This is a genomic window from Mesorhizobium sp. RSR565B (assembly GCF_054719465.1).
The window spans coordinates 2,685,180-2,711,301 of sequence record NZ_JBTTIE010000001.1; the positions used below are offsets into that span (position 1 = coordinate 2,685,180).

23 protein-coding genes and 1 pseudogene are annotated in these 26,122 nt (G+C 62.8%); 15 read left to right on the plus strand and 9 right to left on the minus strand.

Features of this window, described 5'->3' with window-relative positions; all coding sequences use genetic code 11:
- The 3 genes from ACYG9R_RS13025 to ACYG9R_RS13035 form a co-directional block, all read right to left on the minus strand.
- Entirely contained in the window at positions 1-2,151 is a 2,151-nt protein-coding gene (locus ACYG9R_RS13025) for a phospholipase D-like domain-containing protein (RefSeq protein WP_023824277.1), read from the minus strand.
- Positions 2,148-2,588 (minus strand): hypothetical protein, encoded by a 441-nt coding sequence (locus tag ACYG9R_RS13030; protein WP_023737897.1) that lies wholly within the window; start codon positions 2,586-2,588, stop codon positions 2,148-2,150. The genes ACYG9R_RS13025 and ACYG9R_RS13030 overlap by 4 nt, the downstream gene beginning before the upstream one ends.
- 123 nt (positions 2,589-2,711) lie before the next feature.
- Positions 2,712-3,593: a LysR family transcriptional regulator gene (locus tag ACYG9R_RS13035; protein ID WP_023822438.1), complete on the minus strand. Its 882-nt coding sequence runs from the start codon at positions 3,591-3,593 to the stop codon at positions 2,712-2,714.
- 365 nt (positions 3,594-3,958) lie between these two features.
- Here ACYG9R_RS13035 and ACYG9R_RS13040 point away from each other — a divergent pair, with 365 nt between their 5' ends.
- Together ACYG9R_RS13040 and ACYG9R_RS13045 are read left to right on the plus strand one after the other, a co-directional pair.
- Positions 3,959-5,455: a CoA-acylating methylmalonate-semialdehyde dehydrogenase gene (locus ACYG9R_RS13040; protein ID WP_023684131.1), complete on the plus strand. Its 1,497-nt coding sequence runs from the start codon at positions 3,959-3,961 to the stop codon at positions 5,453-5,455.
- Positions 5,456-5,658: 203 nt separating this feature from the next.
- Positions 5,659-5,958 carry a hypothetical protein gene (locus ACYG9R_RS13045; RefSeq protein ID WP_023693151.1) on the plus strand — a complete coding sequence of 100 codons (300 nt, stop codon included), beginning with the start codon at positions 5,659-5,661 and terminating at the stop codon, positions 5,956-5,958.
- Between the two features lie 37 nt (positions 5,959-5,995).
- Here the strand turns inward: ACYG9R_RS13045 and ACYG9R_RS13050 are convergent, their stop codons facing one another.
- Positions 5,996-6,685 carry a GntR family transcriptional regulator gene (locus tag ACYG9R_RS13050; RefSeq protein WP_373420159.1) on the minus strand — a complete coding sequence of 230 codons (690 nt, stop codon included), beginning with the start codon at positions 6,683-6,685 and terminating at the stop codon, positions 5,996-5,998.
- A gap of 69 nt (positions 6,686-6,754) precedes the next feature.
- Here ACYG9R_RS13050 and ACYG9R_RS13055 point away from each other — a divergent pair, with 69 nt between their 5' ends.
- The 13 genes and pseudogenes from ACYG9R_RS13055 (at position 6,755) to ACYG9R_RS13115 (ending at position 21,792) form a co-directional block, all read left to right on the plus strand.
- Positions 6,755-7,648 carry a dihydrodipicolinate synthase family protein gene (locus ACYG9R_RS13055; protein ID WP_023693150.1) on the plus strand — a complete coding sequence of 298 codons (894 nt, stop codon included), beginning with the start codon at positions 6,755-6,757 and terminating at the stop codon, positions 7,646-7,648.
- Positions 7,649-7,699: 51 nt separating this feature from the next.
- Entirely contained in the window at positions 7,700-9,118 is a 1,419-nt protein-coding gene (locus tag ACYG9R_RS13060) for an NAD(P)/FAD-dependent oxidoreductase (RefSeq protein ID WP_280800232.1), read from the plus strand.
- Between the two features lie 13 nt (positions 9,119-9,131).
- Positions 9,132-10,133 carry a 4-hydroxyproline epimerase gene (locus tag ACYG9R_RS13065; protein WP_023693148.1) on the plus strand — a complete coding sequence of 334 codons (1,002 nt, stop codon included), beginning with the start codon at positions 9,132-9,134 and terminating at the stop codon, positions 10,131-10,133.
- A gap of 580 nt (positions 10,134-10,713) precedes the next feature.
- On the plus strand, positions 10,714-11,616 hold the full coding sequence (locus ACYG9R_RS13070; RefSeq protein ID WP_023668715.1) for a branched-chain amino acid ABC transporter permease: 903 nt from the start codon (positions 10,714-10,716) through the stop codon (positions 11,614-11,616).
- A gap of 4 nt (positions 11,617-11,620) precedes the next feature.
- Positions 11,621-13,216, plus strand: coding sequence for a high-affinity branched-chain amino acid ABC transporter permease LivM (gene livM, locus ACYG9R_RS13075; protein ID WP_023668716.1), 1,596 nt, complete (start codon positions 11,621-11,623; stop codon positions 13,214-13,216).
- Positions 13,216-14,325 (plus strand): annotated as a pseudogene (locus ACYG9R_RS13080) (ABC transporter ATP-binding protein); the annotation flags it as partial. The gene livM and the pseudogene ACYG9R_RS13080, both read left to right, overlap by 1 nt.
- Positions 14,326-14,342: 17 nt before the next feature.
- Complete coding sequence (locus ACYG9R_RS13085) at positions 14,343-15,071, plus strand: ABC transporter ATP-binding protein (RefSeq protein WP_023668718.1); 729 nt, start codon at positions 14,343-14,345, stop codon at positions 15,069-15,071.
- Between the two features lie 112 nt (positions 15,072-15,183).
- Positions 15,184-15,531, plus strand: coding sequence for a DUF6867 family protein (locus ACYG9R_RS13090; RefSeq protein WP_023668719.1), 348 nt, complete (start codon positions 15,184-15,186; stop codon positions 15,529-15,531).
- Positions 15,532-15,668: 137 nt separating this feature from the next.
- Positions 15,669-16,790 carry a branched-chain amino acid ABC transporter substrate-binding protein gene (locus ACYG9R_RS13095; protein WP_023668720.1) on the plus strand — a complete coding sequence of 374 codons (1,122 nt, stop codon included), beginning with the start codon at positions 15,669-15,671 and terminating at the stop codon, positions 16,788-16,790.
- Positions 16,791-17,069: 279 nt separating this feature from the next.
- Positions 17,070-20,528, plus strand: coding sequence for a pyruvate carboxylase (gene pyc, locus ACYG9R_RS13100; protein ID WP_023824276.1), 3,459 nt, complete (start codon positions 17,070-17,072; stop codon positions 20,526-20,528).
- A 150-nt stretch (positions 20,529-20,678) separates the two neighbouring features.
- Entirely contained in the window at positions 20,679-20,939 is a 261-nt protein-coding gene (locus ACYG9R_RS13105; RefSeq protein ID WP_023668722.1) for a DUF2312 domain-containing protein, read from the plus strand.
- Between the two features lie 93 nt (positions 20,940-21,032).
- A complete protein-coding gene (locus ACYG9R_RS13110) occupies positions 21,033-21,473 on the plus strand; it encodes a hypothetical protein (RefSeq protein ID WP_023694568.1) in 441 nt (146 codons plus the stop codon).
- Between the two features lie 7 nt (positions 21,474-21,480).
- A complete protein-coding gene (locus tag ACYG9R_RS13115) occupies positions 21,481-21,792 on the plus strand; it encodes a hypothetical protein (protein WP_031196451.1) in 312 nt (103 codons plus the stop codon).
- 62 nt (positions 21,793-21,854) lie between these two features.
- On the opposite strand, the gene msrB is transcribed toward ACYG9R_RS13115, so the two are convergent.
- From msrB to ACYG9R_RS13140, 5 genes are all read right to left on the minus strand, one after another.
- Complete coding sequence (gene msrB, locus ACYG9R_RS13120) at positions 21,855-22,259, minus strand: peptide-methionine (R)-S-oxide reductase MsrB (RefSeq protein WP_023688927.1); 405 nt, start codon at positions 22,257-22,259, stop codon at positions 21,855-21,857.
- 100 nt (positions 22,260-22,359) lie between these two features.
- Positions 22,360-23,157: an MBL fold metallo-hydrolase gene (locus ACYG9R_RS13125; RefSeq protein WP_023726160.1), complete on the minus strand. Its 798-nt coding sequence runs from the start codon at positions 23,155-23,157 to the stop codon at positions 22,360-22,362.
- 16 nt (positions 23,158-23,173) lie between these two features.
- Positions 23,174-24,364, minus strand: coding sequence for a vWA domain-containing protein (locus ACYG9R_RS13130; protein WP_023824275.1), 1,191 nt, complete (start codon positions 24,362-24,364; stop codon positions 23,174-23,176).
- Positions 24,365-24,670: 306 nt separating this feature from the next.
- The gene (locus ACYG9R_RS13135; protein WP_023824274.1) at positions 24,671-25,117 is read right to left on the minus strand and encodes a GNAT family N-acetyltransferase; all 447 of its coding nucleotides are present in this window, start codon (positions 25,115-25,117) and stop codon (positions 24,671-24,673) included.
- Positions 25,118-25,175: 58 nt separating this feature from the next.
- Positions 25,176-26,039 (minus strand): LysR family transcriptional regulator, encoded by an 864-nt coding sequence (locus tag ACYG9R_RS13140; RefSeq protein WP_023824273.1) that lies wholly within the window; start codon positions 26,037-26,039, stop codon positions 25,176-25,178.
- Positions 26,040-26,122: the final 83 nt, after the last annotated feature.

The window sequence follows — 26,122 nt, forward strand, 5'->3', positions numbered from 1 at the left end:
TCAAAACGCCTCCTTCACCCAACCCTTCGAGAACAGCCATCGGTAGGCCCACGGTATCGTCACCTTGGTCGATACCGGGTTCGAATGGGCGACATAGTCGTCATAGACCGGCTGCATCCTGGCGTAGAAGGCAGGGTCGAGCACCGTCATGCCGTTCTCCAGATCGTGGAAGAAACTGCGGTTGTTGAGATTGACCGACGAGATCGTCACCAGCCTTTCGTCGATCATCATGATCTTGGAGTGCAGCACGACATCGGGCGCCTTGAATTCGCGGATGTTGATGCGGTCGCCATATTTCTCGACGAACAGCTTGTTGAGCGCGGTCAGCAGCTTGCCGCCAATATCGCCCTTGAGGTCGATGCGGCCGACAATGTCGATCCTGACGCCGCGCGCCAGCGCCCGCTCGATGGCCAGGCTGAGCTTCGGCGTCAGATTAAGGTAGGGATTGACGATCTCGATATGGTGCCGGGCAGTGTCGATCAGCTCGACGAAATAGGTCTCGAGCGCATGGTTGTCCTCGTAGGGCACGGAAATGAAATGGCGCACCGTGCCCGGCGGGCGCCGGCTGTCGGAGCGCACCGGAATGGAAAAGGGTCTTGCGATGTTGGCGTCGGCGTCGCGCAGCCACAATGTCGAGAGATGCGCGGCCAGCGTTTCGACCGTGGCCGGGTCGGCAAACTCGATGTCGAAATCGCTCCAGTTCGAATAGTAGTTGAGCGAGAGGCCGTCGGTCTTGCCGTATTGCTCCAGGTTCGGGTGGCGCGACAAGTCGATCGGCTTGTGGAACAGGAAGCCGTCATGAATGTTGCGGCCGCCGATGATGACGCGCGAGCGGGCGGAATCCTCGGCAAGTGTCGCCAGCATCTTGACGTGATGGGTCTTGTGCAGCTGCGACAGCTGCTCGTCGACCGGCGCGCCGTGGTCGGCCCGCCAGCGATATTCCTGCAACTCGACATTGGGATAATCCGCCGCCAGCCGGTGCAGCAGCGCGTCGTCCTTGTCGCGCTCCAGCACGTCTGTGACCATGATGCGCACTTTGGTGCCGAGGCCTGCGTGATGGCGGATCAGCCGCTCGATGACGCGGCCGGAAAAATCGGCCTTGAACTCCAGCGACGACAGATAGACCAGCTTGAGTTTCGGCGCGCGCGAGAAATCGAGCGGCAGTTCGGGGTCGGCCTTGTCGAAGGCGCTGTCGGGTAAAGGCGCGCCGAGCAGCGCTTCGACCTTGGCGTTGAAGCCGTCGCGCGACTTGCGTAACAGGCGCGGTGACCCGAGCGGCAGCGAACAGGTCTGCGACAGCCAGCGGCCGGCGTAAAAGACGCTGGCAAGCTTATCCAGGCCGGACGGATCGGGCACTGGACAACGCTCGTAGCGGCTGTCGAGCGCGGCTATCGCCGGATAGGCAACCTCTTCGCGCAGGATGGTGAGCGGGGCGCCTGCCGGCGCCAGGCTGGAACTGAGCTTGAGGCTGCAGCGGTTCAGGTCAAATCTGGGGAACATGGAGACGGTTTGCCCGGCCGACAGGCGGAGCCGGAAGGCGGCGCCGCTCGCCACGCTGCGCGAGCCACCGCCGGCGCGAAACGCCAGCGCACCGTCGCAGACGCCCGATATCTCAACCGGCTGCTTTCCCGCCTGGCGCATCACGATCTCGACCGAGCGCGCCTGCAGGCCGGAAAAGCTGAACGTCTTTGGCGCGGAGGGCCGCGCGGCGGCGTCGACATAGAGCGTCTGCCGCGACACCCGCCAGCGGCCGTCAAAATGGCCTTCGCCGGGCTTGCCCTCTGCCGGCATCTGTTCGGCGGTGACCGGTTTCGCCAGCCGTTCCAGCGTCCGGTAGGTGGCCTGGAAATCGCGGTTGGCGATGGCGTGGCGGTCATGGCCGAACGGACCGGTGCCGTTCGCCCTGTCGATGGCGCCGATCTGGTTGTGGGCGAGCAGCGCCAGAAACTGCCTTTCATAGTCGCGGGCGCCGGCATCGCCGAAAAACGCTGCTGCTGCAGTCTGCGGTCCCGGCGTGTCGGCCGATAGCGACGGCCGGCCGCAATCCTTCGCATCGGGAAAGAAATCGCAGCTGTGCCGGATCGGGGCGGCGCAACCGGCAAGGGCCGCCAGCCCCAGCCCGGCCAAGGCCAGGCAGATGGCGCGGTTCATCCGGTCGCACCGTTCATCGTCTTCAGTTCAGCCGGATCGCGCGGCGGCATAAAGCCTTGCGGAAAGACCTTGCAGACGGGAAGTGCGAAAGTGGCGATCAAAAGCTCGGCCTCGCCGCGCTCCTTTTTCGGCGCTGTCTTGTCATCACGGATCGCCTTTGCCGAGGCGACGAGCGCGCCGTCGCAGTCGCAATGATTATGGCGCGCGATGTAGCAGGCGTCATGGATTTGGCAGGCGCTGTCGAGGCGATTGACAGGGCGAGCCGAGAGGTCGCCGGTGCGGGTGCCGGGACCGCAATAATTGCCGAAGACGAAAGGCGACGGGCGGGCCATTGCGATGCGGACCGGCTTGGGCAGTTCGGCTTCCGGAACTTCGGTCCATGGATTGGCGCAGGCGGAAAGCGCGACAAGCGGCAAGATGGCGAGCACCGCTCGCATTTTGATCCGCACCAGCTTTGCAAAAAAGTGTCCCACCCGGCGCAGCCAATCCTTAATGATAGGCGACATCGCGCTTGTTGCCACACTGGCCGATTTTGTGGCGAAGGCAAGGCGGCGCGGCCATCAGACAAACAGCCCGCGCTCTCTCTCGACCGCCTTGGTGATGAAGTTGGCGACGATCTGCACGCGGCGCAGCGGCCGGACCGATTCATGATAGACCAGCCAGTAGGCGCGGCGGATCGGCGTCACGATGTTGACGGGGATCAGCTCCGGCATCGAGCGGGCGACAAAGGTGTGCAAGATGCCGATGCCGGCGCCCGACCGCACCGCTTCGGCCTGGCCCAGCGCTGAGGAGATGGCGAAGCTGGTGCGCCAGTCCGGGCTGAACTCCGCCGCATAGTCGAGCGAAGGGCTGACGATCAGGTCTGGGACGTAGCCGATCAGCGTATGGTGGCCGAGTTCGGCAGCGGTCTCGGGTAAGCCGTGCGCCTGTGCATAGTCGCGCGAGGCAAACAGGCCGAGCGTGTAGTCGACCAGCTTTCCCGCCACCAGCCTGCCTTCGCTCGGCCGCTCGACGGTGATGGCGATGTCGGCCTCGCGCCGCGACAGCGAGAAGGAACGCGGCACCGGCACCAGCTGGATGGTGAGTTCGCGGTGCAGCGCGGTCAGCGCGCCAAGACGCGTGGCGAGGAATGCAACGCCAAACCCGTCGGGCGCGCCGATGCGCACCGTGCCTGAGATATCGTCGCCTTCGCCCGACACGGCGGAGCGCGCGGCGATCATGTCGGCTTCCATGCGCTCGGCAATGTCGAGAAAGCGCTGGCCGGCCGGCGTCAGCTCGCTGCCGGTGGTAAGCCGGCGAAACAGTTTTGTCCGTAACGCATCCTCAAGCGCTGCGATGCGGCGCGAGACGGTGGCGTGATTGAGTTCCAGCCGCTTGGCGGCGCCAAGGATCTGCCCGGCGCGGGCCACGGCGAGGAAGATGCGGACGTCATCCCAGTTCATGGGGGTGGTCCGGGCTAGCGGCGAACGCGGTGTTCCCGCCCACCCCCCTCTGGCCTGCCGGCCATCTCCCCCGCAAGGAGGGAGATTGGCAGCTCCGCCACCTGCGTCTCTTTTGGTGCGTTGAAGATTTGCGAAGGCGGCAGCCACATCTGATCTCCCCCCTTGCGGGGGAGATGTCCGGCAGGACAGAGGGCGGTGTGACGGAGCGCAACCTTCGGGCCTTTCAGCAATCTGTAATTTGCGGCAATTAATGCACACTCGTCCTTCGTTGTCTATTTTTTGCACAACGGTTGCGTTTCCCCTCGCGTTGCCTTCGCGCCTGCAAAGGCGTTGAATGCTTCATCACAAACTCAGGGAGAGAAACCATGATCGAATACGGTCATTTCATCGGCGGCAAGCATGTCGCCGGGACCAGCGGGCGCAAGCAGGACGTCATGCAGCCCATGGACGGCTCGGTGCGCGGCACGGTGGCGCTGGCTTCGCCGGCGGAACTGCGTGCGGCTGTCCTGAATGCCAAGGAAGCACAGATCAAATGGGCTGCGACCAACCCGCAGCGGCGTGTGCGCGTGCTGATGAAGTTTCTTGAACTGGTTGCCCGCGACTATGACGAACTGGCCGATCTCCTGGCGCGCGAGCACGGCAAGACCATCGCCGACGCCAAGGGCGACATCCAGCGCGGCCTCGAAGTGGTCGAAGTCTGCATCGGTGCGCCTCACATGATGAAGGGCGAGTTCACCGACGGCGCCGGCCCCGGCATCGATGTCTATTCGATGCGCCAGCCGCTTGGCGTCGTTGCCGGCATCACCCCGTTCAATTTCCCGGCGATGATCCCGTTGTGGAAGATTGCCCCGGCGCTGGCCTGCGGCAACGCCTTTATCCTGAAGCCTTCCGAGCGTGACCCTGGCGTGCCGATGCGCATCGCCGAACTGTTCCTCGAGGCTGGCCTGCCGGCTGGCGTTCTCAACGTCGTCAATGGCGACAAGGATGTCGTCGACGCCATCCTCGACGATCCTGATATCAAGGCTATCGGCTTTGTCGGCTCGACGCCGATCGCGCATTACATCTATTCGCGCGGCACGGCGGCGGGAAAACGCGTGCAGTGCTTCGGCGGCGCCAAGAACCACATGATCATCATGCCCGATGCCGACATGGACCAGACCGTCGACGCGCTGATCGGCGCGGGCTACGGCTCGGCCGGCGAGCGCTGCATGGCGATCTCGGTTGCCGTTCCCGTCGGCAACGACACCGCCAACCGGCTGATGGAAAAGCTGATCCCGCGTGTCGAAAGCCTCAAGGTCGGCCCGTCGACGGATTCGTCCGCCGATTTCGGCCCGCTGGTGACGGCGCAGGCATTGGAACGCGTCAAGGGTTATGTCGACACCGGCGTCAAGGAAGGCGCCAAGCTGGTCGTCGATGGCCGCGGCTTCTCCATGCAGGGCTACGAGGATGGCTACTATATGGGCGGCTGCCTGTTCGACAATGTGACCGCTGACATGCGCATCTACAAGGAAGAGATTTTTGGCCCGGTGCTGTCGGTGGTGCGTGCGCCGACCTATGAGAGCGCCATCAAGCTCGCCAACGATCATGAGATGGGCAATGGCGTCGCCATCTTCACCCGTGACGGGGATGCTGCTCGTGATTTTGCTTCGCGCGTCCAGGTCGGCATGGTCGGCATCAACGTGCCGATCCCGGTTCCGATCGCTTACTACACGTTCGGCGGCTGGAAGGCGTCGTCCTTCGGCGACCTCAACCAGCACGGCCCGGACGCGTTCCGCTTCTACACCAAGACCAAGACGGTGACCTCGCGCTGGCCCTCCGGCGTCAAGGACGGTGCCGAGTTCGTCATCCCGACGATGAACTGACCGGACGATTTCGAAGATCGGCAAGAAGGCCCGGGTTCAACGTCCCGGGCCTTTCTTTGTACGAAACCGACATTGGCCATCACGTTAAAGCGATGGAACCAAGAGCCTGTCATCTGCCTTAAATTGCATTCCTGCCGTGGTGCAGGCCATCAAAATAGCGCCGGTTGCAGCCGGGGTTCTCGTCTGGCGCAAGGAGGTGTCAGATGACACGACGTCTTGTGGCGGCGATATTCTTTGCGGTGTTCGCGATGTCCGGCATCGCCGAGGCCAAAGCCGATCAATGCGCGGCGCGGACCGACCTGGTCAAGGCGCTCGGCGAGAAGTTCCACGAAAGCCAAGCCGCACGTGGCCTGGTGAACCCAAATGTGGTGCTTGAGATATTCGTCTCCGACCAGGGCACCTGGACCATCCTGGCCACCGACACACACGGCCAAAGCTGCATCATCACGGCTGGCGAAGGCTGGGACGGGGCGGCTATGGCAGCAGTCTTGCCGGGCACCTGATAAAAGACCGGTCGGAAGTCTGGAGCAAAGACGGAGTTCAGCGTGTGGCGGCCACTTCGGCATGGCCGCGCAGCAGTGCCATAAGGCGTTTGGCGTCCTTGGCGGCAGCCTCTTCGTCACCAGCCAGGATCGAGCGGATTAGCGCGACGTGGTGCTCAGCCGATTCGGCCAGTCCTGTGTCGGCCTTGTAGCGGAACCAGAAGCGGCGGCTGTGGGTCTGCAGGGGCGCGGCCAGACGGGCCGCAAACGGGTTGTCGGCGGCCATCGCCAAGGCCTCGTCGAGCGCCTTGTCGGCCTGGATGAAGGCCAGCACATTGCCCGAGATGACGGCCTTCTGCATGGCAAGGGCTGCCTCATGAAACAGGTCGGCGGCCTCGCGGGTGACGAAGCGGGCGGCCGAGCGCGCCAGCACCACCTCGACGCCGCGCCTGGCATCCAGCACGCGCAGCCAGTCGCCGGGATGAAGCGGGGCAATGGCGATGCCGGCGCGTGGCCTGACATCGAGCAGTCCTTCCCAGGCGAGGCGCTGGATCGCTTCGCGCACCGGCGTGCGTCCTAGCGCCAGCTTCTCGATGAGGGCGCCTTCGGTGACAAAGCTCGCCGGCGCCAGTTCCAACGTCACGATCATATGCTCGAGTACATGGTAGGCCTTGGCGGCAGCCGGCTCGGGGTATGCTGTCTCACTGGATATCAAAGGTGGGCTCCTGATATATCTTCCATATATCACAACGGGGTCCGCGTTGACAGCCGGTCTTCCAACAGATATACGGCTGATATATCAGATGGAGAGACGATCATGTGGACCGGAGTTTTCCCCGCCGTCACGACCAAGTTTACTGATGACGACCGCCTCGACCATGCCGAGATGGAGCGCTGCTTTGCTTTGCAGATGGAGGCCGGTTGCGACGGCATCATCGTCTGCGGTTCGCTCGGCGAAGGCCCGATGCTGTCGCATGACGAAAAAATCGAGGTGCTGAAGACTGCCCAGAAAGTTGCCGGCAGCAAGCCGGTTCTGCTGACGGTCAACGAGGCAGGCACCCGCGAGGCGGCGAGCATCGCAAAGCGCGCGAGCCGGGAAGGCGCCAACGGGCTGATGGTGGTGCCGAGCCCGATCTATCACACCAACCCGGAAGAGACGGTCGCCGCCTTGCGCGCCGTCGCTCAGGCCGGCGACCTGCCGGTGATGATCTACTCCAACCGCCTCGCCTACCGCGTCGACGTCACCGTCGACCAGATGGAGGAACTGGCCGCCGACAAGCGCTTCGTCGCCATCAAGGAGTCCTCCGACGACATCCGCCGCTCGACAGAGATCATCAACCGCTTCGGCGACCGCTACGATCTGTTCACCGGCGTCGACAATCTCGCCTTCGAGGCGCTGTCGGTGGGCGCCATCGGCTGGGTGGCGGGTCTGGTCGTCGCCTTCCCGCGCGAGACCGTCGCCATCTACCAGCTGATGAAGCAGGGCCGCCGCGAGGAGGCGCTTTCGATCTACCGCTGGTTCCGGCCGCTGCTCGATCTCGATGTCTCGACCTATCTGGTCCAAAACATCAAGCTTGCCGAAGTGCTCGCGATCGACACAAATGACCGCGTGCGCATGCCGCGCCAGCCGCTGTCGGGCGAGCGCCGCAAAGCGGTCGAGAAGATCGTCAAGGACGCGCTGGCGGTACGGCCGAAGCTGCCGCAGTTCTGAAGGCTTTCTTCTCCCCGTGCACGTGCACGGGGAGAAGATGGCGGCAGCCAGATGAGGGGCAGCGCCGACGTGCAAGGAAATTCCAGGGACACAGAGGAGGGCCGCCGCCCCTCATCCGCCCTTCGGGCCCCGCAGCCCTTCGCTGGCGCTCCGGGCGTTCGTCGTTCGGAAAGCCAAGCAGTCGGCTTTTCCACCGCTTCGCGGACCACTCCTCACCCCCGTGAACGGGGAGAAGGGGTAGATATCGCCATTGTCGGTGGCGGCATTGTCGGCATCTGCGCGGCGGCCATGCTGGCCGAGGCCGGGCGCAGCGTCACGGTCTTCGACCGCACCGGCATCTGCGAGGAGACGAGCTCCGGCAATGCCGCCGCCTTCGCCTTCTCCGACGTGCTGCCGCTGGCGCATAAGGGCATGATGAGGCACTTGCCGAAATGGCTTGCCGATCCGCTCGGGCCACTCAGCATCCCGCCGGCCTACTTGCCGAAGCTGTTGCCTTGGCTGTTGCGCTTCTGGCGCGCTGGCGCACCAGAAAAATATGAGGCGAGCCTTGCTGCTCAGGCAGGCATGATGAAGCTCGCCGAGGCTGAATGGATGGGCCTGCTCGACCGTTCCGGCACGCGGCTGATGCTGCGCGAGGACGGCTCGCTGGAGCTTTATGAAAGCGAGGCCGAATTTCAGGCCGGGCTGCCGGGCTGGGCGGCGCGCGAGCGCTTCGGCATCGGCTTTCGCCATGTCGAAGGCGACGAACTGGCGCGGCTGCAGCCGGGACTGTCGCCGCGCTTCATCAAGGGCACCTTCGTGCCGGGCTGGAAGACCGTCGCCGATCCGAAACTGCTCGGCAAGGGGGTGTGGGCCTATGCCGAAGGGTTGGGCGCGCGTTTCGAAAAGGCGCGCATAGAGCGCGTCGCCGCCAATCCTGATGGCGCGACGCTGGCGCTGACCGACGGCACGACCAGGCAGGCAAGACATCTTGTCGTGGCCGCCGGGGCATGGTCGCATCGGCTGGCGAAGGCGCTTGGCGACACCATCCCGCTCGAAACCGAGCGCGGCTACAACACCACACTGCCGAAGACCGCTTTCGACGTGCAGCGGATGCTGATCTTTTCCGGCCATGGCTTCGTCATCACGCCACTCGACACGGGCTTGCGCGTCGGCGGCGCCGTCGAGTTGGGCGGTCTCGACCGGCCGCCGAATTTTGCGCGCTCGAAGGCCATGCTGGAAAAAGCCAGACAGTTCCTTCCGGGGCTGGACGCGTCAGGTGGCCGCGAATGGATGGGCTATCGCCCGTCGCTGCCGGATTCGCTGCCGGTGATCGGCACGGCGCGAACCGCGCCCAACGTTGTCTACGCCTTCGGCCATGGCCATCTCGGCCTGACCCAGGCGGCGGCCACCGGCCGCTTGATCCGCGATCTTGTTCTCGGGCAGACTTCGCCGATCGATCTTGCTCCCTTCAGCCCGCAACGGTTTTGAGTTCGAGGAAATCATGGCCAAAAAATCCTTCTTTTGCATCGACGGCCATACCTGCGGCAATCCGGTGCGGCTGGTCGCCGGCGGCGGTCCCTTGCTCGAGGGGTCGACGATGATGGAGCGGCGGGCGCATTTCCTGGCGGAGTATGACTGGATCCGCACCGGGCTGATGTTCGAGCCGCGCGGCCACGATGTCATGTCGGGCTCGATCCTCTATCCGCCGACGCGCGAGGATTGCGACATAGCCATCCTGTTCATCGAGACGTCGGGCTGCCTGCCGATGTGCGGCCACGGCACGATCGGCACGGTGACGATGGCCATTGAACATGGGCTGATCAAGCCGAAGACACCCGGCGTGCTCCGGCTCGACACACCGGCCGGGCTGGTTATCGCCGAATACAAGCAAGTCGGCGACTATGTCGAGGAGGTGCGCATCACCAATGTACCGTCCTTCCTTTATGCCGAGGGACTGACGGTCGACTGCCCGCAGCTTGGCGAGATCACCGTCGATGTCGCCTATGGCGGCAATTTTTACGCAATCGTCGAGCCGCAGGCGAATTTTCGCGACATGGCTGATTATTCCGCCGGCGATTTCGTCGCCTGGAGCCCTGTGGTGCGGCAGCGGCTCAACGAGAAGTACTCGTTCGTGCATCCGGAAAACCCCGGCATCAACCGGCTGTCCCACATGCTGTGGACCGGCGAGCCGACAGTGGCGGGCGCGGATGCGCGCAACGCGGTCTTCTATGGCGACAAGGCGATCGACCGCTCACCTTGCGGCACCGGCACCTCGGCGCGCATGGCGCAGCTCCATGCCAAGGGCAAGCTCAAGGCCGGCGACAGTTTTGTCCACGAATCGATCATCGGCTCGCTGTTCAAGGGCAAGGTCGAGAGGGACGTCACTGTTGCCGGCAAGCCGGCCATCATTCCCTCGATCGGCGGCTGGGCGCGGATGACCGGCCTGAACACCATCTTCATCGACGACCGCGATCCGTTCGCGCACGGGTTCGTCGTCAAGTGAGCTTGCCGGGTGCTGATCATCCGGCCCGACCCAGACCTCACGGCGAAACCAGTCGGCAAAGGTTAGTGCAGCGGTCGAGGCGTTCGCTGACACGGTCAGGTAGTATCCCTTGTCGCAGTTGCGCCGTGCATCAACCCGCCGCTGAACGGTACCGAACGGCATGCGCTCAGCGAGGAGGTGGACCAGCTTATTGATCGCAGACGGCAGCGCTTCCCTGCCCGGCGGCCATGGCTTGAGGCCAACAGCAGGAATCTTGCCCCCGCGGAAAGGAATGTGGCCAAACAACGATCCCTCTCCAAAATGCAACGATTCGTCTCACCACCCATTCTTGACGGCGAATTCTTCGAAATGATGTGCCTGGTCCGGCTGAATCGTCAAAGACATTGCGTTATGCCAATGATAGGGTCCGCGATAGTCCAGGGGTCGGGAGCAAAAAAACGGGCAATCGGAAGGCGTGCCGGCAAAACACGCTCGACGTTTGAAAAATCACGTTGCAATCCGGGCTCGAAACTTTACGACTAGGGGAAATACGAAAAGGAATGCGTCTGCATGGGCGACATTCCAGGGGAGCCATGTACACATGCAGTACTTTGTCCAGCAGCTTATCAATGGGCTGACGCTGGGATCGATCTATGGGCTGATCGCAATCGGCTACACGATGGTCTACGGCATCATCGGCATGATCAACTTCGCCCACGGCGACATTTTCATGGTCGGGGCATTCGCCGCCCTCGTCGTCTTCCTCATCCTCGGCTCCTTGTTCTATTCAGTGCCGGTCGTCCTGGCGCTGCTGATCATGATGATCGTGGCGATGCTGCTCACCAGCCTCTACAACTGGACGATCGAGAAGGTGGCCTACCGGCCGCTGCGCGGTTCGTTCCGGCTGGCGCCGCTGATCACCGCCATCGGCATGTCGATCGCGCTGTCGAACTTCATCCAGGTGACGCAAGGCCCGCGCAACAAGCCGATCCCGCCGATGGTCAGCCAAGTCTACAACATCAACGGCATCAGCGTGTCGCTGAAGCAGATCATCATCGTCGTCGTCACCGCCCTGCTGCTGGCGCTGTTCTGGTACCTGGTTAACAGGACTTCCCTCGGCCGGGCGCAAAGGGCGTGCGAGCAGGACCGCAAGATGGCGGCGCTGCTCGGTGTCGATGTCGACCGTACGATCTCGATCACCTTTATCATGGGTGCAGCGCTTGCGGCCGTCGCGGGCACGTTGTTCCTGATGTATTACGGCGTCATCGCCTTTTCCGACGGCTTTGTGCCGGGGGTCAAGGCCTTCACCGCGGCCGTTCTCGGCGGCATCGGGTCTCTGCCGGGCGCGGTGCTTGGCGGGCTTTTGATCGGCTTCATCGAGAGCATGTGGTCGGCGTATTTCTCGATCGACTACAAGGACGTCGCGGCGTTCTCGATCCTGGCGATCGTGCTGATCTTCCTGCCTTCCGGCATTTTGGGCCGGCCAGAAGTCGAAAAGGTCTGAGACAATGGCGGTTTCCGTATCCTCGGAGCGCGACACCGTCGCCTCCCCCGTGCAGCGTGCATTGCGCGAAGCGTTCTATGCCGGCGCCATCTCGCTGGGGTTGTTCATTCTCTTCATCGGCCTGAAGACCGACCAGAACATAAGCAACCAGCTGATCCTGGTGCAGCGCTGGTTGCTGCTCATCACCGTGGTCGTGCTGACCATGCTTGGCCGCTTCTTCTACATTGCATATGGCCAGCCGTTCATGGCCAATCAGAAGATCACCAATGTCGCCACCGGCCTGTTGCCGGCGAGCGTCGCGTCGCGCTTCTTCCTGCTTCCGGCCTTCATCGTCGCCGTCGTGCTGGCGGTTGTCCTGGTTGCGTTCGGCAGCGCCCTGCCGGTGTTGGTGGGACCCGATCTGGCCGGCTACCTTCAGTTCCTGCGCGCATTGGCCGTCATTTACGCGCTCGCTTGCGTGATCTTCTATTTCCGCTCCTTCATCCACGCCAATTTCACCAAGCTCGGCATTGCGGCGCTGGTGCTATACCCGATCCTCGTCGTCGTGGTGCTGTCGATCTACGCGTGGTCGATAACCGGCGGCCTGCAGGGCTCGTTGAAGTGGGTCGACAATTTCGGCATCCAGATCCTGATCTATGTGATGCTGGCCTGGGGGCTGAACATCGTCGTCGGCCTCGCCGGCCTGCTCGATCTCGGCTACGTCGCCTTTTACGCGGTCGGCGCCTATGCCTATGCGTTGCTCGGTTCGCAATACGGCCTGTCGTTCTGGATCCTGCTGCCCGCCGCCGGCGCCATGGCCGCCTTCTGGGGCGTTATGCTCGGCTTTCCGGTGCTCAGGCTTCGTGGCGATTACCTGGCGATCGTGACGCTGGCCTTCGGCGAGATCATCCGCCTGGTGCTGATCAACTGGCGTGAAGTCACCAACGGCTCGGCCGGCATCTCCGGCATCCCGAAGGTCACCTTCTTCGGCCTGATGACGTTTAATTCGACCGACCCGAACTATATCGGCAAGGTGCTGCACATTGCCCAGTCGAGCGCCTACTACAAGATCTTCCTCTACTATCTGATTCTCGGGCTGGCGCTGCTGACCGCCTTCGTCACCATCAGGCTCAGGCGCATGCCTGTCGGCCGCGCCTGGGAGGCGCTGCGCGAGGACGAGATTGCCTGCCGCTCGCTTGGCATCAACACCACCACCACCAAGCTCACCGCCTTTGCCACCGGCGCCATGTTCGGCGGTTTTGCCGGCGCCTTCTTCGCCGCACGGCAAGGCTTCGTCAGCCCTGAATCCTTCGTCTTCCTGGAATCGGCGATCATCCTGGCCATAGTGGTGCTCGGCGGCATGGGCTCGCTGGTCGGCATCGCGGTCGCCGCGCTGGTGATGATCGGCGGCACCGAGGCACTGCGCGAACTCGATTTCCTGAAAAGTGTCTTCGGAAAAGATTTCACGCCGGAGCTTTACCGCATGCTTTTGTTCGGCATGGCGATGGTCATCGTCATGCTGTGGAAGCCGCGCGGCTTTGTCGGCAGCCGTGAACCGACGGCCTTCCTCAGTGAACGAAAAGCGGTCTCCTCCTCCTTCACCAAGGAAGGGCACGGCTGATGAGCGCGACCTCCATTCAGAAGACCAATCCGGGTATGAAAGACGCCATCCTCCAGGTCGAGCATCTTTCGATGAAGTTCGGCGGCCTGATCGCCATCGGCGACCTGTCGTTCCAGGCCAAGCGCGGCGAGATCACCGCTCTGATCGGACCCAATGGCGCCGGCAAGACCACCGTCTTCAATTGCATCACCGGCTTCTACAAGCCGTCGGAAGGCATGATTACGCTCAACCGGGCCGACGGCTCGAGCTTCCTGCTCGAACGGCTGCCCAATCATGAGATCCCGGCGCGCGCCAAGGTGGCGCGCACCTTCCAGAACATCCGCCTGTTCTCGGGCATGACGCTGCTGGAGAATCTGCTGGTTGCCCAGCACAACAAGCTGATGAAGGCATCCGGCTACACGATCCTGGGCCTGTTCGGGATCGGCGGCTACCGCAGAGCCTCGGCTGAATCGGTGGAGCTTGCCAAGCACTGGCTGGAGAAGGCCGACCTTGTCGATCGCGCCGACGATCCGGCCGGCGACCTGCCCTATGGCGCGCAGCGGCGCCTCGAGATTGCGCGCGCCATGTGCACAGGGCCCGAACTTCTGTGCCTCGACGAGCCTGCGGCCGGTCTCAATCCGAAGGAGTCGGCTGCGCTGAATTCGCTGCTGATGGACATCAAGAGCAGTACCTCGATCCTGCTGATCGAACATGACATGTCGGTGGTCATGCAGATTTCCGACCATGTCGTGGTGCTTGAATATGGCCGCAAGATTTCCGACGGCAGCCCGCAATCGGTGCGTACCGACCCGCGCGTCATCGCCGCCTATCTCGGCGTCGACGACGAGGAGGTCGAGACGGTGCTGACCGAGGTCGGCGATGAAGACGTCATCGAGCAGCTGGACATCGGGCCGGATTCGGCTCACGGACCAGGCACATCGTCTTCCTATCTCGCCGGCCCGGTAAGCGACACGATCGGCCACAGCCAGGGCGAGCGGGTCACAGTGTCGAAGGGAGCTTCAAAGGCCACCCAATACGATACAAGAGCCAACTCCGCGCCAAGAGCACCGTCCGAGCGTCTAACGGCCAAGTCCAAGCCGGCGGCCACCAGATCCCCGACAGGCAAGCCGCGCGGAGGGCGTAAGTGATGGCCGAGACAACGCTCCTCGACATCAAGGGCGTCGAGACCTACTACGGCAACATCAAGGCGCTGAACGGCGTCGATGTCCACGTCAACCAGGGCGAGATCGTCGCGCTGATTGGTGCGAACGGTGCCGGCAAGTCGACGCTGATGATGACCATCTTCGGTGCGCCGCGCGCCCGTGCCGGCTCAATCACTTTCGCCGGCACCGACATCACCCAGATGCCGACGCACGAGATCGCCCGCATGCGCATTGCGCAGTCGCCGGAAGGCAGGCGCATTTTCCCGCGCATGACGGTGATGGAAAACCTGCAGATGGGCGCCGGTCTCGACAATCTCAAGCACTATGACGAAGATGCTGAGAAGGTGTTCGCGCTGTTCCCGCGCCTCAAGGAGCGCATTGCCCAGCGCGGCGGCACGCTGTCGGGCGGCGAGCAGCAGATGCTGTCGATCGGACGTGCGCTGATGGCGCGGCCGAAGCTGCTGCTGCTCGACGAGCCGTCGCTGGGTCTGGCGCCGCTGATCGTCAAGCAGATCTTCGATGCCATCCGCGAGCTGAACCGCACGCAAGGGCTGACCGTGTTCCTGGTCGAGCAGAACGCCTTCGGCGCGCTCAAACTCGCCACGCGCGGCTATGTCATGGTCAACGGCAACGTGACCATGAGCGGCACAGGCAAGGAATTGCTCGCCAATCCGGAAGTGCGGGCGGCCTATCTCGAAGGCGGCCATCACTGATTTTGGAGCGGAATGTATGCATACGGTATTCCGCTCCAACTTGTTTGTTTGTCGCATGACCTTTGTCCGAAAAGTCTGCAACTTTTCGGGATCATGCTAGGGAGTCTTCATCATGCAAGGCATTCTTCACGAGGAACCTTCCATCTGGCAGTTCTTCTTCGTCACCTGTCTGCTCGGCGGCTGGGCGGCATGGATGACCGGCAAGGCCAGCGCCCAGACATGGCGCAGCCTGCCGGCGCTGTTCGCCTATCTGCTGGGCCTCGGCATCGGCATCAGGTTCATCCATCATGCCTTGTTCGGCGGCACGATGTTTTCGCTGCAATACTATGTCGTGGACACAATCGTGCTCATGATATTGGGGTTTGTCGGCTATCAATACACGCGTACGAACCAGATGGTGACGCAGTATAATTGGCTTTACGAACGGGCTTCGATCTTAAGCTGGAAACCGAAAGGTTGACGTTCATCATTAACGCCGTTCCGGGGATGAATCGGCGTGACAAGGGCCTGAAAATCGGCAAAGTACGCTTTCTGCGATAAGGGTGGGCATCGCATGAAAGTTTCATCCACGCCCACCTCGTAAATGGGAGCGTTTAAATGAAGAAATCACTTTTGTCCGCCGTTGCCCTGACCGCGCTTGTCGCGTTCGGTGGCAATGCATGGGCTGACGTTATCGTCGGCGTCGCAGGTCCGATCACCGGTCCGAATGCGGCCTTCGGTGCGCAGCTGCAGAAGGGTGCGGAAGCGGCCGTTGCCGACATCAACGCCGCAGGCGGCATGAACGGCGAGCAGATCAAGCTCGAAGTCGGCGACGACGTCTCCGATCCGAAGCAGGGCATTTCGGTCGGCAACAAGTTCGTCGGCGACGGCGTGAAGTTCGTGATCGGCCACTTCAACTCGGGCGTCTCGATCCCGGTTTCGCAGGAAGTCTACGTCGACAACAACATCGTCGAAGTAACCCCGGCGGCGACCAACCCGAAATTCACCGAGCGCGGCCTGTGGAACGTGTTCCGCACCTGCGGACGCGATGACCAGCAGGGCGGCATCGCCGGCGGCTATATCGCGACCAACTTCAAGGACGCCAAGGTTGCCGTCATCCACGACAAGACCCCCTATGGTCAGGGCCTTGCCGACGAGACCAAGAAGGCGATGAACGCAGCCGGCCTGACCGAAGTCATGTACGAAGGCGTCAATGTCGGCGACAAGGACTTCTCGGCGCTGATTGCCAAGATGAAGGACGCCGGTGTTACCCTGATCTATTGGGGCGGCCTGCATACCGAAGCCGGCCTGATCATCCGCCAGTCGGCGGACCAGGGCCTCAAGGCTACCCTGATGTCGGGCGACGGCATCGTCACCGACGAGCTGGCTGCGATCGCCGGCGATGCGGTTATCGGTACGCTCAACACCTTCGGTCCCGATCCGCGCCTGATCCCCGAGAACAAGGCACTGGTCGAGAAGTTCCGCGCTCAGGGCTTCGAGCCGGAAGCCTACACTCTCTACTCCTACGCCGCCATGCAGGTGATCGCCGAGGCCGCTGCCGTGGCCAAGTCGAACGACCCCGTGGAAGTGGCCAAGGCGCTGCACGAGAAGGGTCCGTTCAAGACCGTTCTGGGCGATCTCGCCTATGACGCGAAGGGCGATCCGAAGCTCCCGGGCTACATCATGTACGAATGGAAGAAGGGTCCGGACGGCAAGATCTCCTGGTTCCCGAAGTCGTAATTCGGGACACAGCTCTATGGAATGCCCGGCGCTCGCGCCGGGCATTTTTCTTTGGTGACAGGGCGCAGCGAGGGTGGCTGGACAAGCCGCTAGCCGGGTCGAATTTGTGCGGGCACGACAATTAGCGTCACCTCGCGACGCCAATCGCACGCATCTTTTCGATCGGTGGTGCTAGAATCGCATTTAAATCGGTTTAACCTCTCCCCGATTTTGGTTGCACTGCAGCATTTTCGCGTTAATCATGCCTCTGCCCCACCCTCCTGTCCGGAGCCTGCTTCCTTGGCCATCACGAAGATCCTCGTCGCCAACCGGTCCGAAATTGCCATCCGCGTCTTTCGCGCGGCCAACGAGCTCGGCCTCAAAACCGTGGCGATCTGGGCCGAGGAGGACAAATATTCGCTTCATCGGTTCAAGGCCGATGAAAGCTACCAGGTCGGGCGCGGGCCGCATCTGGCCAGGGACATGGGGCCGATCGAAAGCTATCTGTCGATCGAGGAAGTGATCCGGGTCGCCAGACTGTCCGGCGCCGACGCCATCCACCCGGGCTATGGCCTCCTGTCGGAAAGCCCTGAATTCGCAGATGCCTGCGCCGAGGCCGGCATCACTTTCATAGGGCCGAAGCCCGACACGATGCGCCGGCTCGGCAACAAGGTCGCCGCGCGCAATCTGGCCATTGAGGTCGGCGTGCCGGTGGTGCCGGCAACCGAACCGCTGCCGGACGACATGGAAGCAGTCAAGCAGCTCGCCAAGACAGTCGGCTATCCGGTGATGCTCAAGGCATCATGGGGCGGCGGCGGGCGCGGCATGCGCGCCATCCGCGCGGAAGCCGACCTCGCCCGCGAGGTGATGGAAGGCAAGCGCGAGGCCAAGGCCGCCTTCGGCAAGGACGAGGTCTATCTCGAAAAGCTGATCGAGCGCGCTCGCCATGTCGAGGTCCAGGTGCTCGGCGACACGCATGGCAACGCTGTACATCTATTCGAGCGCGACTGCTCGATCCAGCGCCGCAACCAGAAGGTCGTCGAACGGGCGCCGGCGCCCTATCTCAGCGAGGCATTGCGCCAGGAGCTTTGCGGCTATGCGCTCAAGATCGCGCGCGAGACCAGCTATATCGGCGCCGGTACGGTGGAATTCCTGCAGGACGCCGACACCGGCAAATTCTACTTCATCGAGGTCAATCCGCGCATCCAGGTCGAGCACACCGTCACCGAGCAGGTGACCGGCATCGACATCGTCAAGGCGCAGATCCACATACTGGACGGCTTTGCCATCGGCACGAAAGAGTCGGGCGTGCCGGCGCAGGCCGACATCAGGCTGAACGGTCATGCGCTGCAGTGCCGCATCACGACCGAGGATCCGGAGCATAGTTTCATTCCGGACTACGGCCGCATCACCGCTTATCGCGAAGCCGCCGGTTTCGGCATCCGCCTCGACGGCGGCACCGCCTATTCGGGCGCGGTCATCACCCGCTTCTACGATCCGCTGCTGGAGAAGGTGACTGCCTGGGCGCCGACACCGGCCGAGGCGATCGCCCGCATGAATCGGGCCCTGCGCGAGTTCCGCATCCGCGGCGTGGCCACCAACCTCACCTTCCTCGAGGCAATCATCAACCACCCGCGCTTCGCCGACAATTCCTACACGACCAGGTTCATCGACACGACGCCGGAGCTGTTCGCGCAGGTGAAGCGGCAGGACCGCGCCACCAAGCTGCTCAACTATCTGGCCGACGTCAGCGTCAACGGCCATCCCGAAACCCGCGGCCGACCGATGCCCAAGACCGATGCGGCAGCGCCTGTCGTGCCCTATCTCAACGGCAATGTGCCTGATGGCAGCAAGCAGAAGCTAGACGCGTTGGGGCCGGAGAAATTCGCTGCCTGGATGCGTGAGCAAAAAGAGGTGCTTGTCACCGACACGACGATGCGCGACGGTCACCAGTCGCTGCTCGCCACCCGCATGCGCACGCATGACATTGCCGGCATTGCCGGTACCTATGCGCGCGCGCTGCCGCGGCTGCTGTCGCTGGAATGCTGGGGCGGCGCCACTTTCGACGTCGCCATGCGCTTCCTCACCGAGGATCCGTGGGAGCGGTTGAGCAAAGTGCGCGAAGCGGCCCCCAACCTTTTGCTGCAGATGCTTCTGCGCGGCGCCAATGGCGTCGGCTACACCAACTATCCCGACAATGTCGTGCAACATTTCGTCAGCCAGGCAGCGGCCGGTGGGGTCGACCTGTTCCGCGTCTTCGACTGCCTGAACTGGGTCGAGAATATGCGCGTCGCCATGGACGCGGTGGGCGCGGAGGGCAAGCTGGTCGAAGCGGCGATCTGCTACACCGGCGACATCCTCGATCCGGCGCGCGCCAAATACGACCTTAAATACTATGTCGGGTTGGCGAAGGAATTGCAGGCAGCCGGCGCCCATATCATCGCCGTCAAGGACATGGCCGGGCTTTTGAAGCCGGCTGCCGCCCGCGTGCTGTTCAAGGCGCTGCGCGAGGCGACCGACCTGCCGATCCATTTCCACACCCACGACACGTCAGGCCTGTCGGCGGCGACGGTGCTGGCCGGCGTGGAAAGCGGCGTCGACGCCATCGACGCGGCGATGGATTCCTTCTCCGGCAACACCTCGCAGCCTTGCCTGGGCTCGATCGTCGAGGCGCTGAAGGGAACCGAGCGCGATCCCGGCCTCGATCCGCAATGGATCCGCAAAATCTCCTTCTACTGGGAAGCGGTGCGCAACCAGTATGCCGCCTTCGAAAGCGACCTCAAGGGGCCAGCCTCGGAAGTCTATCTGCACGAAATGCCGGGCGGCCAGTTCACCAACCTCAAGGAACAGGCGCGTTCGCTGGGGCTGGAAACGCGTTGGCACGAGGTGGCACAAGCCTATCACGACGTCAATTTGATGTTCGGTGACATCGTCAAGGTGACGCCGTCGTCCAAGGTGGTCGGCGACATGGCGCTGATGATGGTGAGCCAGGATCTGACCGTTGCCGACGTCGAAAACCCAGCCAAGGACATCGCCTTCCCGGACTCGGTCGTCTCGATGCTGCGCGGCGATCTCGGCCAGTCGCCCGGTGGCTGGCCTGCGAAGCTGCAGAAGAAGGCACTGAAGGAAAGCAAGCCGATCACCGAGCGCCCGGGCTCGCTGCTCAAGCCAGCCGACCTCAAGGCCAGCCGCAAGGAGATCGAGCAGAAGCTGGTGCGCAAGCTCTCGGAGTACGAATTCGCCTCCTGGCTGATGTATCCGAAGGTGTTCACCGACTTCGCCGCCGCGCAGGAAACCTACGGGCCGGTCAGTGTGCTGCCGACGCCGACCTATTTCTACGGCATGAAGTCCGAAGACGAGATCTTCCTGGACATCGAAAAAGGCAAGACGCTTGTAGTGCGCTGCCTTGCGATCGGCGACGTCGATGAGAAGGGCATGGTCACCGTGTTCTTCGAGCTCAACGGCCAGCCGCGCCGTGTCCGGGTGCCGGACAGGGCGCATGGCGCCTCGGCGGCCAAGGCTCGGCGCAAGGCCGAGCCCGGCAACGAGGCGCATGTCGGCGCGCCGATGCCGGGCGTGGTCTCCGCCCTTTCGGTTGCCGCCGGCCAAGCGGTCAAGGCCGGCGACGTGCTGTTGTCGATCGAAGCCATGAAGATGGAGACGGCCCTGCATGCCGAGCGCGACGGCACAGTGGCCGAAGTGCTGGTCAAGGCCGGCGATCAGATCGATGCGAAGGATCTGTTGATCGCGTTTGGCTGACGCGCGGATCCATCACACTGGGGACGGCTGGCAGCAGCCGTTCACGAAGCGCCGATAATGGCTTGACCCGCCGCGCCTGCTCGGGCATCGAACCCGCTCCCAATTTACCGCGCCAGAATCGCGGTGGTTAAAAAGTAGCGGAGAAAAAACATGGCCGACGACATCACAGATACCAGCCAGACTGTTGCCGCCGGCCAGTTGCGCGCCTTCATCGAGCGCATCGAGCGGCTCGAGGAAGAAAAGAAGACCATCGCCGACGACATCAAGGAAGTGTTCGCCGAGGCCAAGGGCACCGGCTTCGACACCAAGGCGATGCGGTCGATCATCCGGCTGCGCAAGAAGGACCAGGCCGAGCGCCAGGAAGAGGAAACCATCCTCGATCTCTACAAGGCCGCGCTCGGCATGGTGTAAGGCTGTGTGGAAATTCTACTCCGGTTGATATCGCCGGAGCGAATTTCGAAACAGTCTCGGGCCAAGGAATGATGCTGGAACGGGCATCGAACCATGAGCGAATTCGACTTCGGCGCCCGCCGCGCCTCTGAATTCCGCCAACGCAGCTTCTGGGCGCTGTTCGCCGAACGGCATCCGGAGGAACGCGCTTCCATGGCGCGGCGCGGACCCTGGTTCTGGCAGCGCGGGCTGCCCGACTTCGCTCTGGTCCTGTCCATGTATGTCGCGCCGGCGCAAAGCCAAGTTGGCGTCTTTTTCGGCCGTAACGAGAAGTTCGGCGCGACCGGGGTCTGGTCGCGGCTGAAGCCGTTCCAACCGGCAATCGAAGACAGGCTGAAGCTCAGGCCGGAGCAGAGCTGCGAGGCCCTCGGCATCAATTCGATGTGGCGGGTGAACTGCTATGCCGAGGACAACTGGCCGGCCATGGCCGACTGGCTGGTGACGGAATGCTCGCGCTTCGAGCGCGCCGTCACCGACGTGCTGAGAGAGGGATAGCTATTAGGTGTTGGTGCAAAGCATCGGATCCTTCTTCGGCTCGCGCTGGCAAGGCGCGGTTCCGGTCGAGCGGTTGTTCTGGCGCGATCTAGTCCTTGTCGGCACGGCGATCAACATCACCTCGTCGGTGGCCGCGCTCATTCTGCTCGGCTTGAAGCTGCCGCTCGCCGTCGTCCTGGCGGTGCATTTCGCGCCCGTGCCCTACAACATCTTTCTGACCTTTGCCGTCTGGCGAACCACGGAAAAATCCAGTGGCGCCAAGGCTTCGTTGATGACGCTCGGGGCTACGCTTTGGCTGATCCTGGTGGTGGTTGTCTGAGAAGATTGACACGAAAAAGGGCGGCCGAAGCCGCCCTTTGAAGATGGTGGTCAAGCCGCGGTTTAAGCCGTCGGCTCGAATTTCAGCGCCACGCCGTTGATGCAATAGCGCAGGCCGGTCGGCGGCGGGCCGTCCTCGAAGACATGGCCGAGATGGCTGCCGCAGCGGGCGCAGTGGCATTCGGTGCGGACCATGCCGTAGCTGCGGTCGACGGTGTTTTCGACCGAACCGGGCACCGGATCATTGAAGCTCGGCCAGCCGGTGCCGCTCTCGAACTTGAGCTTGGATTCGAACAGCGGCTGGTCGCAGCCGACGCAGGAAAAGGTGCCGGCGCGCTTTTCGTAGAGCAGGGCGCAGCTTCCGGGCCGTTCGGTGCCATGGCCGCGCATGACCGCATATTGCTCGGGCGTCAGGCGGGCGCGCCATTCGGCGTCGGTGCGGGTGACAGGGTAGGTGTGGGTGTCCATTTGATCTCCTCAGCCTTGGCGGCTTGTTGTTGGTTGCAAGCTATATTCGCTTAGAGATAGGCGTTTGTTACGTGTTTTGCTCGCATTTTCAGCCGAGCTCCTACCCAATCGCCTGAAGATAGCGGGCGATCGACGCATGAAATGCCGTTCCTGCGCCGCCGATGATGTTCTGCTGCCACCACGCGCCGTAGATGTCGTCGAATTCGAAAGGCTCAAGTGCCGCCGCGATGCGTCGCACGGCCGGCGCATTGAGCGGAATGTAGTTCGGATAGCTGTACATGAAGCTGACATGGCGACGCGTCGGCGTCACCTGCAATATGTCGCCGGACAGCAGGGCGTTACCGTCATCGCGTTTCCAATGCAGCACCTGGCCGCCGGCAAAATGGCCACCGCAACGCACGAGTGTCAGCGACGGGTTTATGGCCAGCGTCTCGCCCGCCCAGCTGACGATGGCGTTGTGCGGCCGCATGATCCACTGGCGGTCGTCGGCATGGAGATAGATCGGCACGCCGCCAAACGCCTCGCTCCACTCGACCATCACCGAATAATAGTGGCAGTGCGAAATGGCGATCGCGGCCAGGCCGCCGCGACGGTTGATTTCGGCTACCGCCTCGTCGCTCACCATCGAGATGCAATCCCACAGCACATTGCCGTGCGGCGTCTGCGCCAGCAGCGCCCGCTGGCCGATAGCAAAGCGCGGCTCGATGCCGAAAGCGAGAACGCCGGCATCGTCCTTCATCACAAGCCTATGCCCGGCAGAGAGTTCTTCCCCAGTGGTCCAGGCCTGGCCTTCCCAGCGCACATATTGCCGCTCGTCCTCGCAGATCGGGCAATTTTCTGGAGGGGTCTGCGTTGCCGCGAACTGGACGCCGCATTGCGGGCAAAGAAAGCAGGTCATCGGTTTTCCTCTCATATCAACGCTTGCGTGAGAGCTGCTTCGTCGCGGCTTCCAACCCGGCCAGCGTCAGTGGGAACATGCGGCCGCCGAAGAGATCGCGGATCATCGCGATCGAATGGGTGAAGCCCCAGTTTTTCTGATTTTCGGGGTTCAGCCAGACCGCATTCGGCCATTGCTGGATGAGGCGGTCAAGCCAGACACTGCCGGCTTCCGGGTTCCAATGCTCGACCGAACCGCCGGGATGCGCGATCTCGTAAGGGCTCATCGAGGCATCGCCGACGACGATCACCTTGTAGTCGGGGCCGTATTTGTGAAGCAGATCGAAGGTCGGGATGGTCTCGGCATGCCTGCGCCGGTTGTCCTTCCAGACGCCCTCGTAAAGGCAGTTGTGGAAGTAAAAATATTCGAGCTGGCGGAATTCGGCGCGGGCGGCCGAAAACAGCTCCTCGACGCTTTTGATGTGGTCGTCCATCGAGCCGCCGACATCGAAGAACATCAAGAGCTTCACGGCGTTGCGCCGTTCGGGGCGCGTCTGCACATCGAGATAGCCGTGCTCGGCGGTGGCATGGATGGTGCCGGGCAGGTCGAACTCTTCCTCCGCACCCTCGCGCACCCAGCGACGCAGGCGCTTCAGCGCCACCTTGATGTTGCGGGTGCCGAGCTCGACGGCGTCGTCGAAGTTTTTGAACTCGCGCTTGTCCCAGACTTTCACCGCACGGCGATTGCGGCTTTCATGCTGGCCGATGCGCACGCCTTCGGGATTGTAGCCATAGGCGCCGAAAGGCGAAGTGCCGCCGGTGCCGATCCATTTCGAGCCGCCCTGGTGGCGGCCTTTCTGCTCCTCCAGCCGCTGCTTCAGTGTCTCCATCAGCTTGTCGAAACCGCCGAGCGCCTCGATCAGTTTCTTCTCTTCCTCGGTCAGGTGCTTTTCGGCGAGCCGGCGCAGCCATTCCTCAGGGATGTTGGCGACACCGACGGCATCGGGGCCGGTGAGCGCCTCGATCCCCTTGAAGACATGCGCAAACACCTGGTCGAAGCGGTCGATATGGCGTTCGTCCTTCACAAGCGCGGCGCGGGCGAGGTAGTAAAAACCCTGGACGTCATAGTCGACCAGCCCGGCCTCCAGCCCTTCCAGCAGCGACAGATATTCCCTGAGCGAAACGGGAACCCGCGCGGCCTTTAGTTCGAGAAAGAAGGGGAGGAACATGGTTGGCCGTTATCTATGCCGAACGGTCACGGCGGAGTCGCCACGGGCACTGCCGATTTCGCCGGATTGCAGAAGATTTGCCACAGTACGTGGGTTGGGCATGGGCAAGTGCTTTGCGATGCGGGCTTCCGCCCCATTCGCGCATAGCCGACGCGGCATCGGCTATCGCTTCAGCCGGGTTTGCGCCGGCCCCGTGGCAGCCGGCGAGATCGGGCATCCGCACTCCCCAAACGCCGTCACTGCCATCCACGATTCCGACATAGCGGATCATTCGGCTCCTTCCGCGTTATTTCGATCGCGCTCGCATCATAGCAGATCATACTCGATGAAGCCCGTCCGCCGCGCGACATGGTCGTAGAGTTTGCGCGCGGTGGCGTTGGTTTCGTGGGTCATCCAGTAGACGTTCTTGACGCCGATCTTGCCGGCTTCCTGCGTCACCGCTTCGATGAGGGCCGCACCGATGCCCTTGCCGCGCACGTCGGGGTCGGCGAACAGGTCCTGCAGGTAGCAGTTGTTTTTCTCCGACCAGCCGGAGCGGTGATAGAGATAATGGGTCAGGCCGACCGCCTTGCCGTCGAGCGTGGCGATAAACCCCTTCGGTTCGAATTCACCTTCCGTGAACAGTCGTTTCCAGGTGATGTCGTAGACCTCGTCCGGCAGCTTGGTCTCGTAGAAGGTGAGGTAGGCAGTCCACAGCCGCCGCCAGTCGGCATGGTCGGCCAGCGCCAGCGGGCGGACGGTGATCTCGGTCATTTCGGTTCCTCCAAAGCCTTATCGGATTCCAGCGGAATCAGATCGGAAACACCATCGCCTAATCCACCGGCGAATTGTACTCGCGAAATGCGGTCGCCAGCATTTGCAGCGCGTCACGCGCCCGCGGCGCCAGATTGTGCGAATGCAGGACCACTTCGGAGGGGTCAAGCGACGGCAGGCCGAGCTTGCGGCCAACCTCGATCAGGCCGGGCGGAGCGACGCAGTGAGCCAGCGCCGAAACGGCAAAGCCCGCCGATATCGCAATGTTGACGGCCGCGCCGCCGCCGCCGACGAAGGCCTCCTCCCAGGCGATGCCTGCTTTGTCCAGCGCCTCGAGCGCACGCACACGATCCGGACAGTTGCACACGGTGCTTAAGAGCGCGAGGCGCAACGGCGTTCCGCGCTGCCACTCGAAGGAAGGTGCGGCGAACCAGCCATAGTGGTTGCGCGACAAGGTCCGGCCAGGACGGCTGTCGCCTTCGCGGTGCACGATGACTGCGTCGAGCTCGCCGTGATCGAAAGCTTCCTTGAGCACCGTGCTGGTGTCGATCCTCAAACTGAGCGTCAGCGATGGATCGTGCGCATGGAGCTGGGCAATCAGAATGGACAGCGCCGGACCGGCGGCATGATCGACAAAGCCGAGCGCAAGCCGGCACGGTGCTGACGCAAACTCCGCCATGGCGCGCTCGTGCGCGGCAAGGAAGTCACGCGCGGCGGGGAGGAAGACGGCGCCTCGTGCCGACAGGCTGACGCGGCGCGGCGTTCTTTCGATCAATCGCGCGCCGAGCTTCTCCTCAAGGCGGCGCAGCTTGACGCTGATCGTCGCCTGCGTGCTGCCCAGCGCCGATGCCGCCTGGGTGAAGCTCTGCAGATCGGCCACCATCACAAAGGTTCGTACGGCGTCCACATCAAGACTGGTCATCGCAGCACTCCATTGGCCAACTATTCGATTTTGTCATTTCTGATATAGCCGAGCATAGTCTTTTTTCATGGTCAAGTCTCCTC

Excerpts from the sequence above, each read along its gene's own strand:
- ACYG9R_RS13025 (WP_023824277.1), bottom strand. The coding sequence starts at position 2,151 with ATGAACCGCGCCATCTGCCTGGCCTTGGCCGGGCTGGGGCTGGCGGCC.
- ACYG9R_RS13030 (WP_023737897.1), bottom strand. The coding sequence starts at position 2,588 with ATGCGAGCGGTGCTCGCCATCTTGCCGCTTGTCGCGCTTTCCGCCTGC.
- ACYG9R_RS13035 (WP_023822438.1), bottom strand. The coding sequence starts at position 3,593 with ATGAACTGGGATGACGTCCGCATCTTCCTCGCCGTGGCCCGCGCCGGG.
- ACYG9R_RS13040 (WP_023684131.1), top strand. The coding sequence starts at position 3,959 with ATGATCGAATACGGTCATTTCATCGGCGGCAAGCATGTCGCCGGGACC.
- ACYG9R_RS13045 (WP_023693151.1), top strand. The coding sequence starts at position 5,659 with ATGACACGACGTCTTGTGGCGGCGATATTCTTTGCGGTGTTCGCGATG.
- ACYG9R_RS13055 (WP_023693150.1), top strand. The coding sequence starts at position 6,755 with ATGTGGACCGGAGTTTTCCCCGCCGTCACGACCAAGTTTACTGATGAC.
- ACYG9R_RS13060 (WP_280800232.1), top strand. The coding sequence starts at position 7,700 with ATGAGGGGCAGCGCCGACGTGCAAGGAAATTCCAGGGACACAGAGGAG.
- ACYG9R_RS13065 (WP_023693148.1), top strand. The coding sequence starts at position 9,132 with ATGGCCAAAAAATCCTTCTTTTGCATCGACGGCCATACCTGCGGCAAT.
- ACYG9R_RS13070 (WP_023668715.1), top strand. The coding sequence starts at position 10,714 with ATGCAGTACTTTGTCCAGCAGCTTATCAATGGGCTGACGCTGGGATCG.
- livM (WP_023668716.1), top strand. The coding sequence starts at position 11,621 with ATGGCGGTTTCCGTATCCTCGGAGCGCGACACCGTCGCCTCCCCCGTG.
- ACYG9R_RS13085 (WP_023668718.1), top strand. The coding sequence starts at position 14,343 with ATGGCCGAGACAACGCTCCTCGACATCAAGGGCGTCGAGACCTACTAC.
- ACYG9R_RS13090 (WP_023668719.1), top strand. The coding sequence starts at position 15,184 with ATGCAAGGCATTCTTCACGAGGAACCTTCCATCTGGCAGTTCTTCTTC.
- ACYG9R_RS13095 (WP_023668720.1), top strand. The coding sequence starts at position 15,669 with ATGAAGAAATCACTTTTGTCCGCCGTTGCCCTGACCGCGCTTGTCGCG.
- ACYG9R_RS13105 (WP_023668722.1), top strand. The coding sequence starts at position 20,679 with ATGGCCGACGACATCACAGATACCAGCCAGACTGTTGCCGCCGGCCAG.
- ACYG9R_RS13110 (WP_023694568.1), top strand. The coding sequence starts at position 21,033 with ATGAGCGAATTCGACTTCGGCGCCCGCCGCGCCTCTGAATTCCGCCAA.
- msrB (WP_023688927.1), bottom strand. The coding sequence starts at position 22,259 with ATGGACACCCACACCTACCCTGTCACCCGCACCGACGCCGAATGGCGC.
- ACYG9R_RS13125 (WP_023726160.1), bottom strand. The coding sequence starts at position 23,157 with ATGACCTGCTTTCTTTGCCCGCAATGCGGCGTCCAGTTCGCGGCAACG.
- ACYG9R_RS13130 (WP_023824275.1), bottom strand. The coding sequence starts at position 24,364 with ATGTTCCTCCCCTTCTTTCTCGAACTAAAGGCCGCGCGGGTTCCCGTT.
- ACYG9R_RS13135 (WP_023824274.1), bottom strand. The coding sequence starts at position 25,117 with ATGACCGAGATCACCGTCCGCCCGCTGGCGCTGGCCGACCATGCCGAC.
- ACYG9R_RS13140 (WP_023824273.1), bottom strand. The coding sequence starts at position 26,039 with ATGACCAGTCTTGATGTGGACGCCGTACGAACCTTTGTGATGGTGGCC.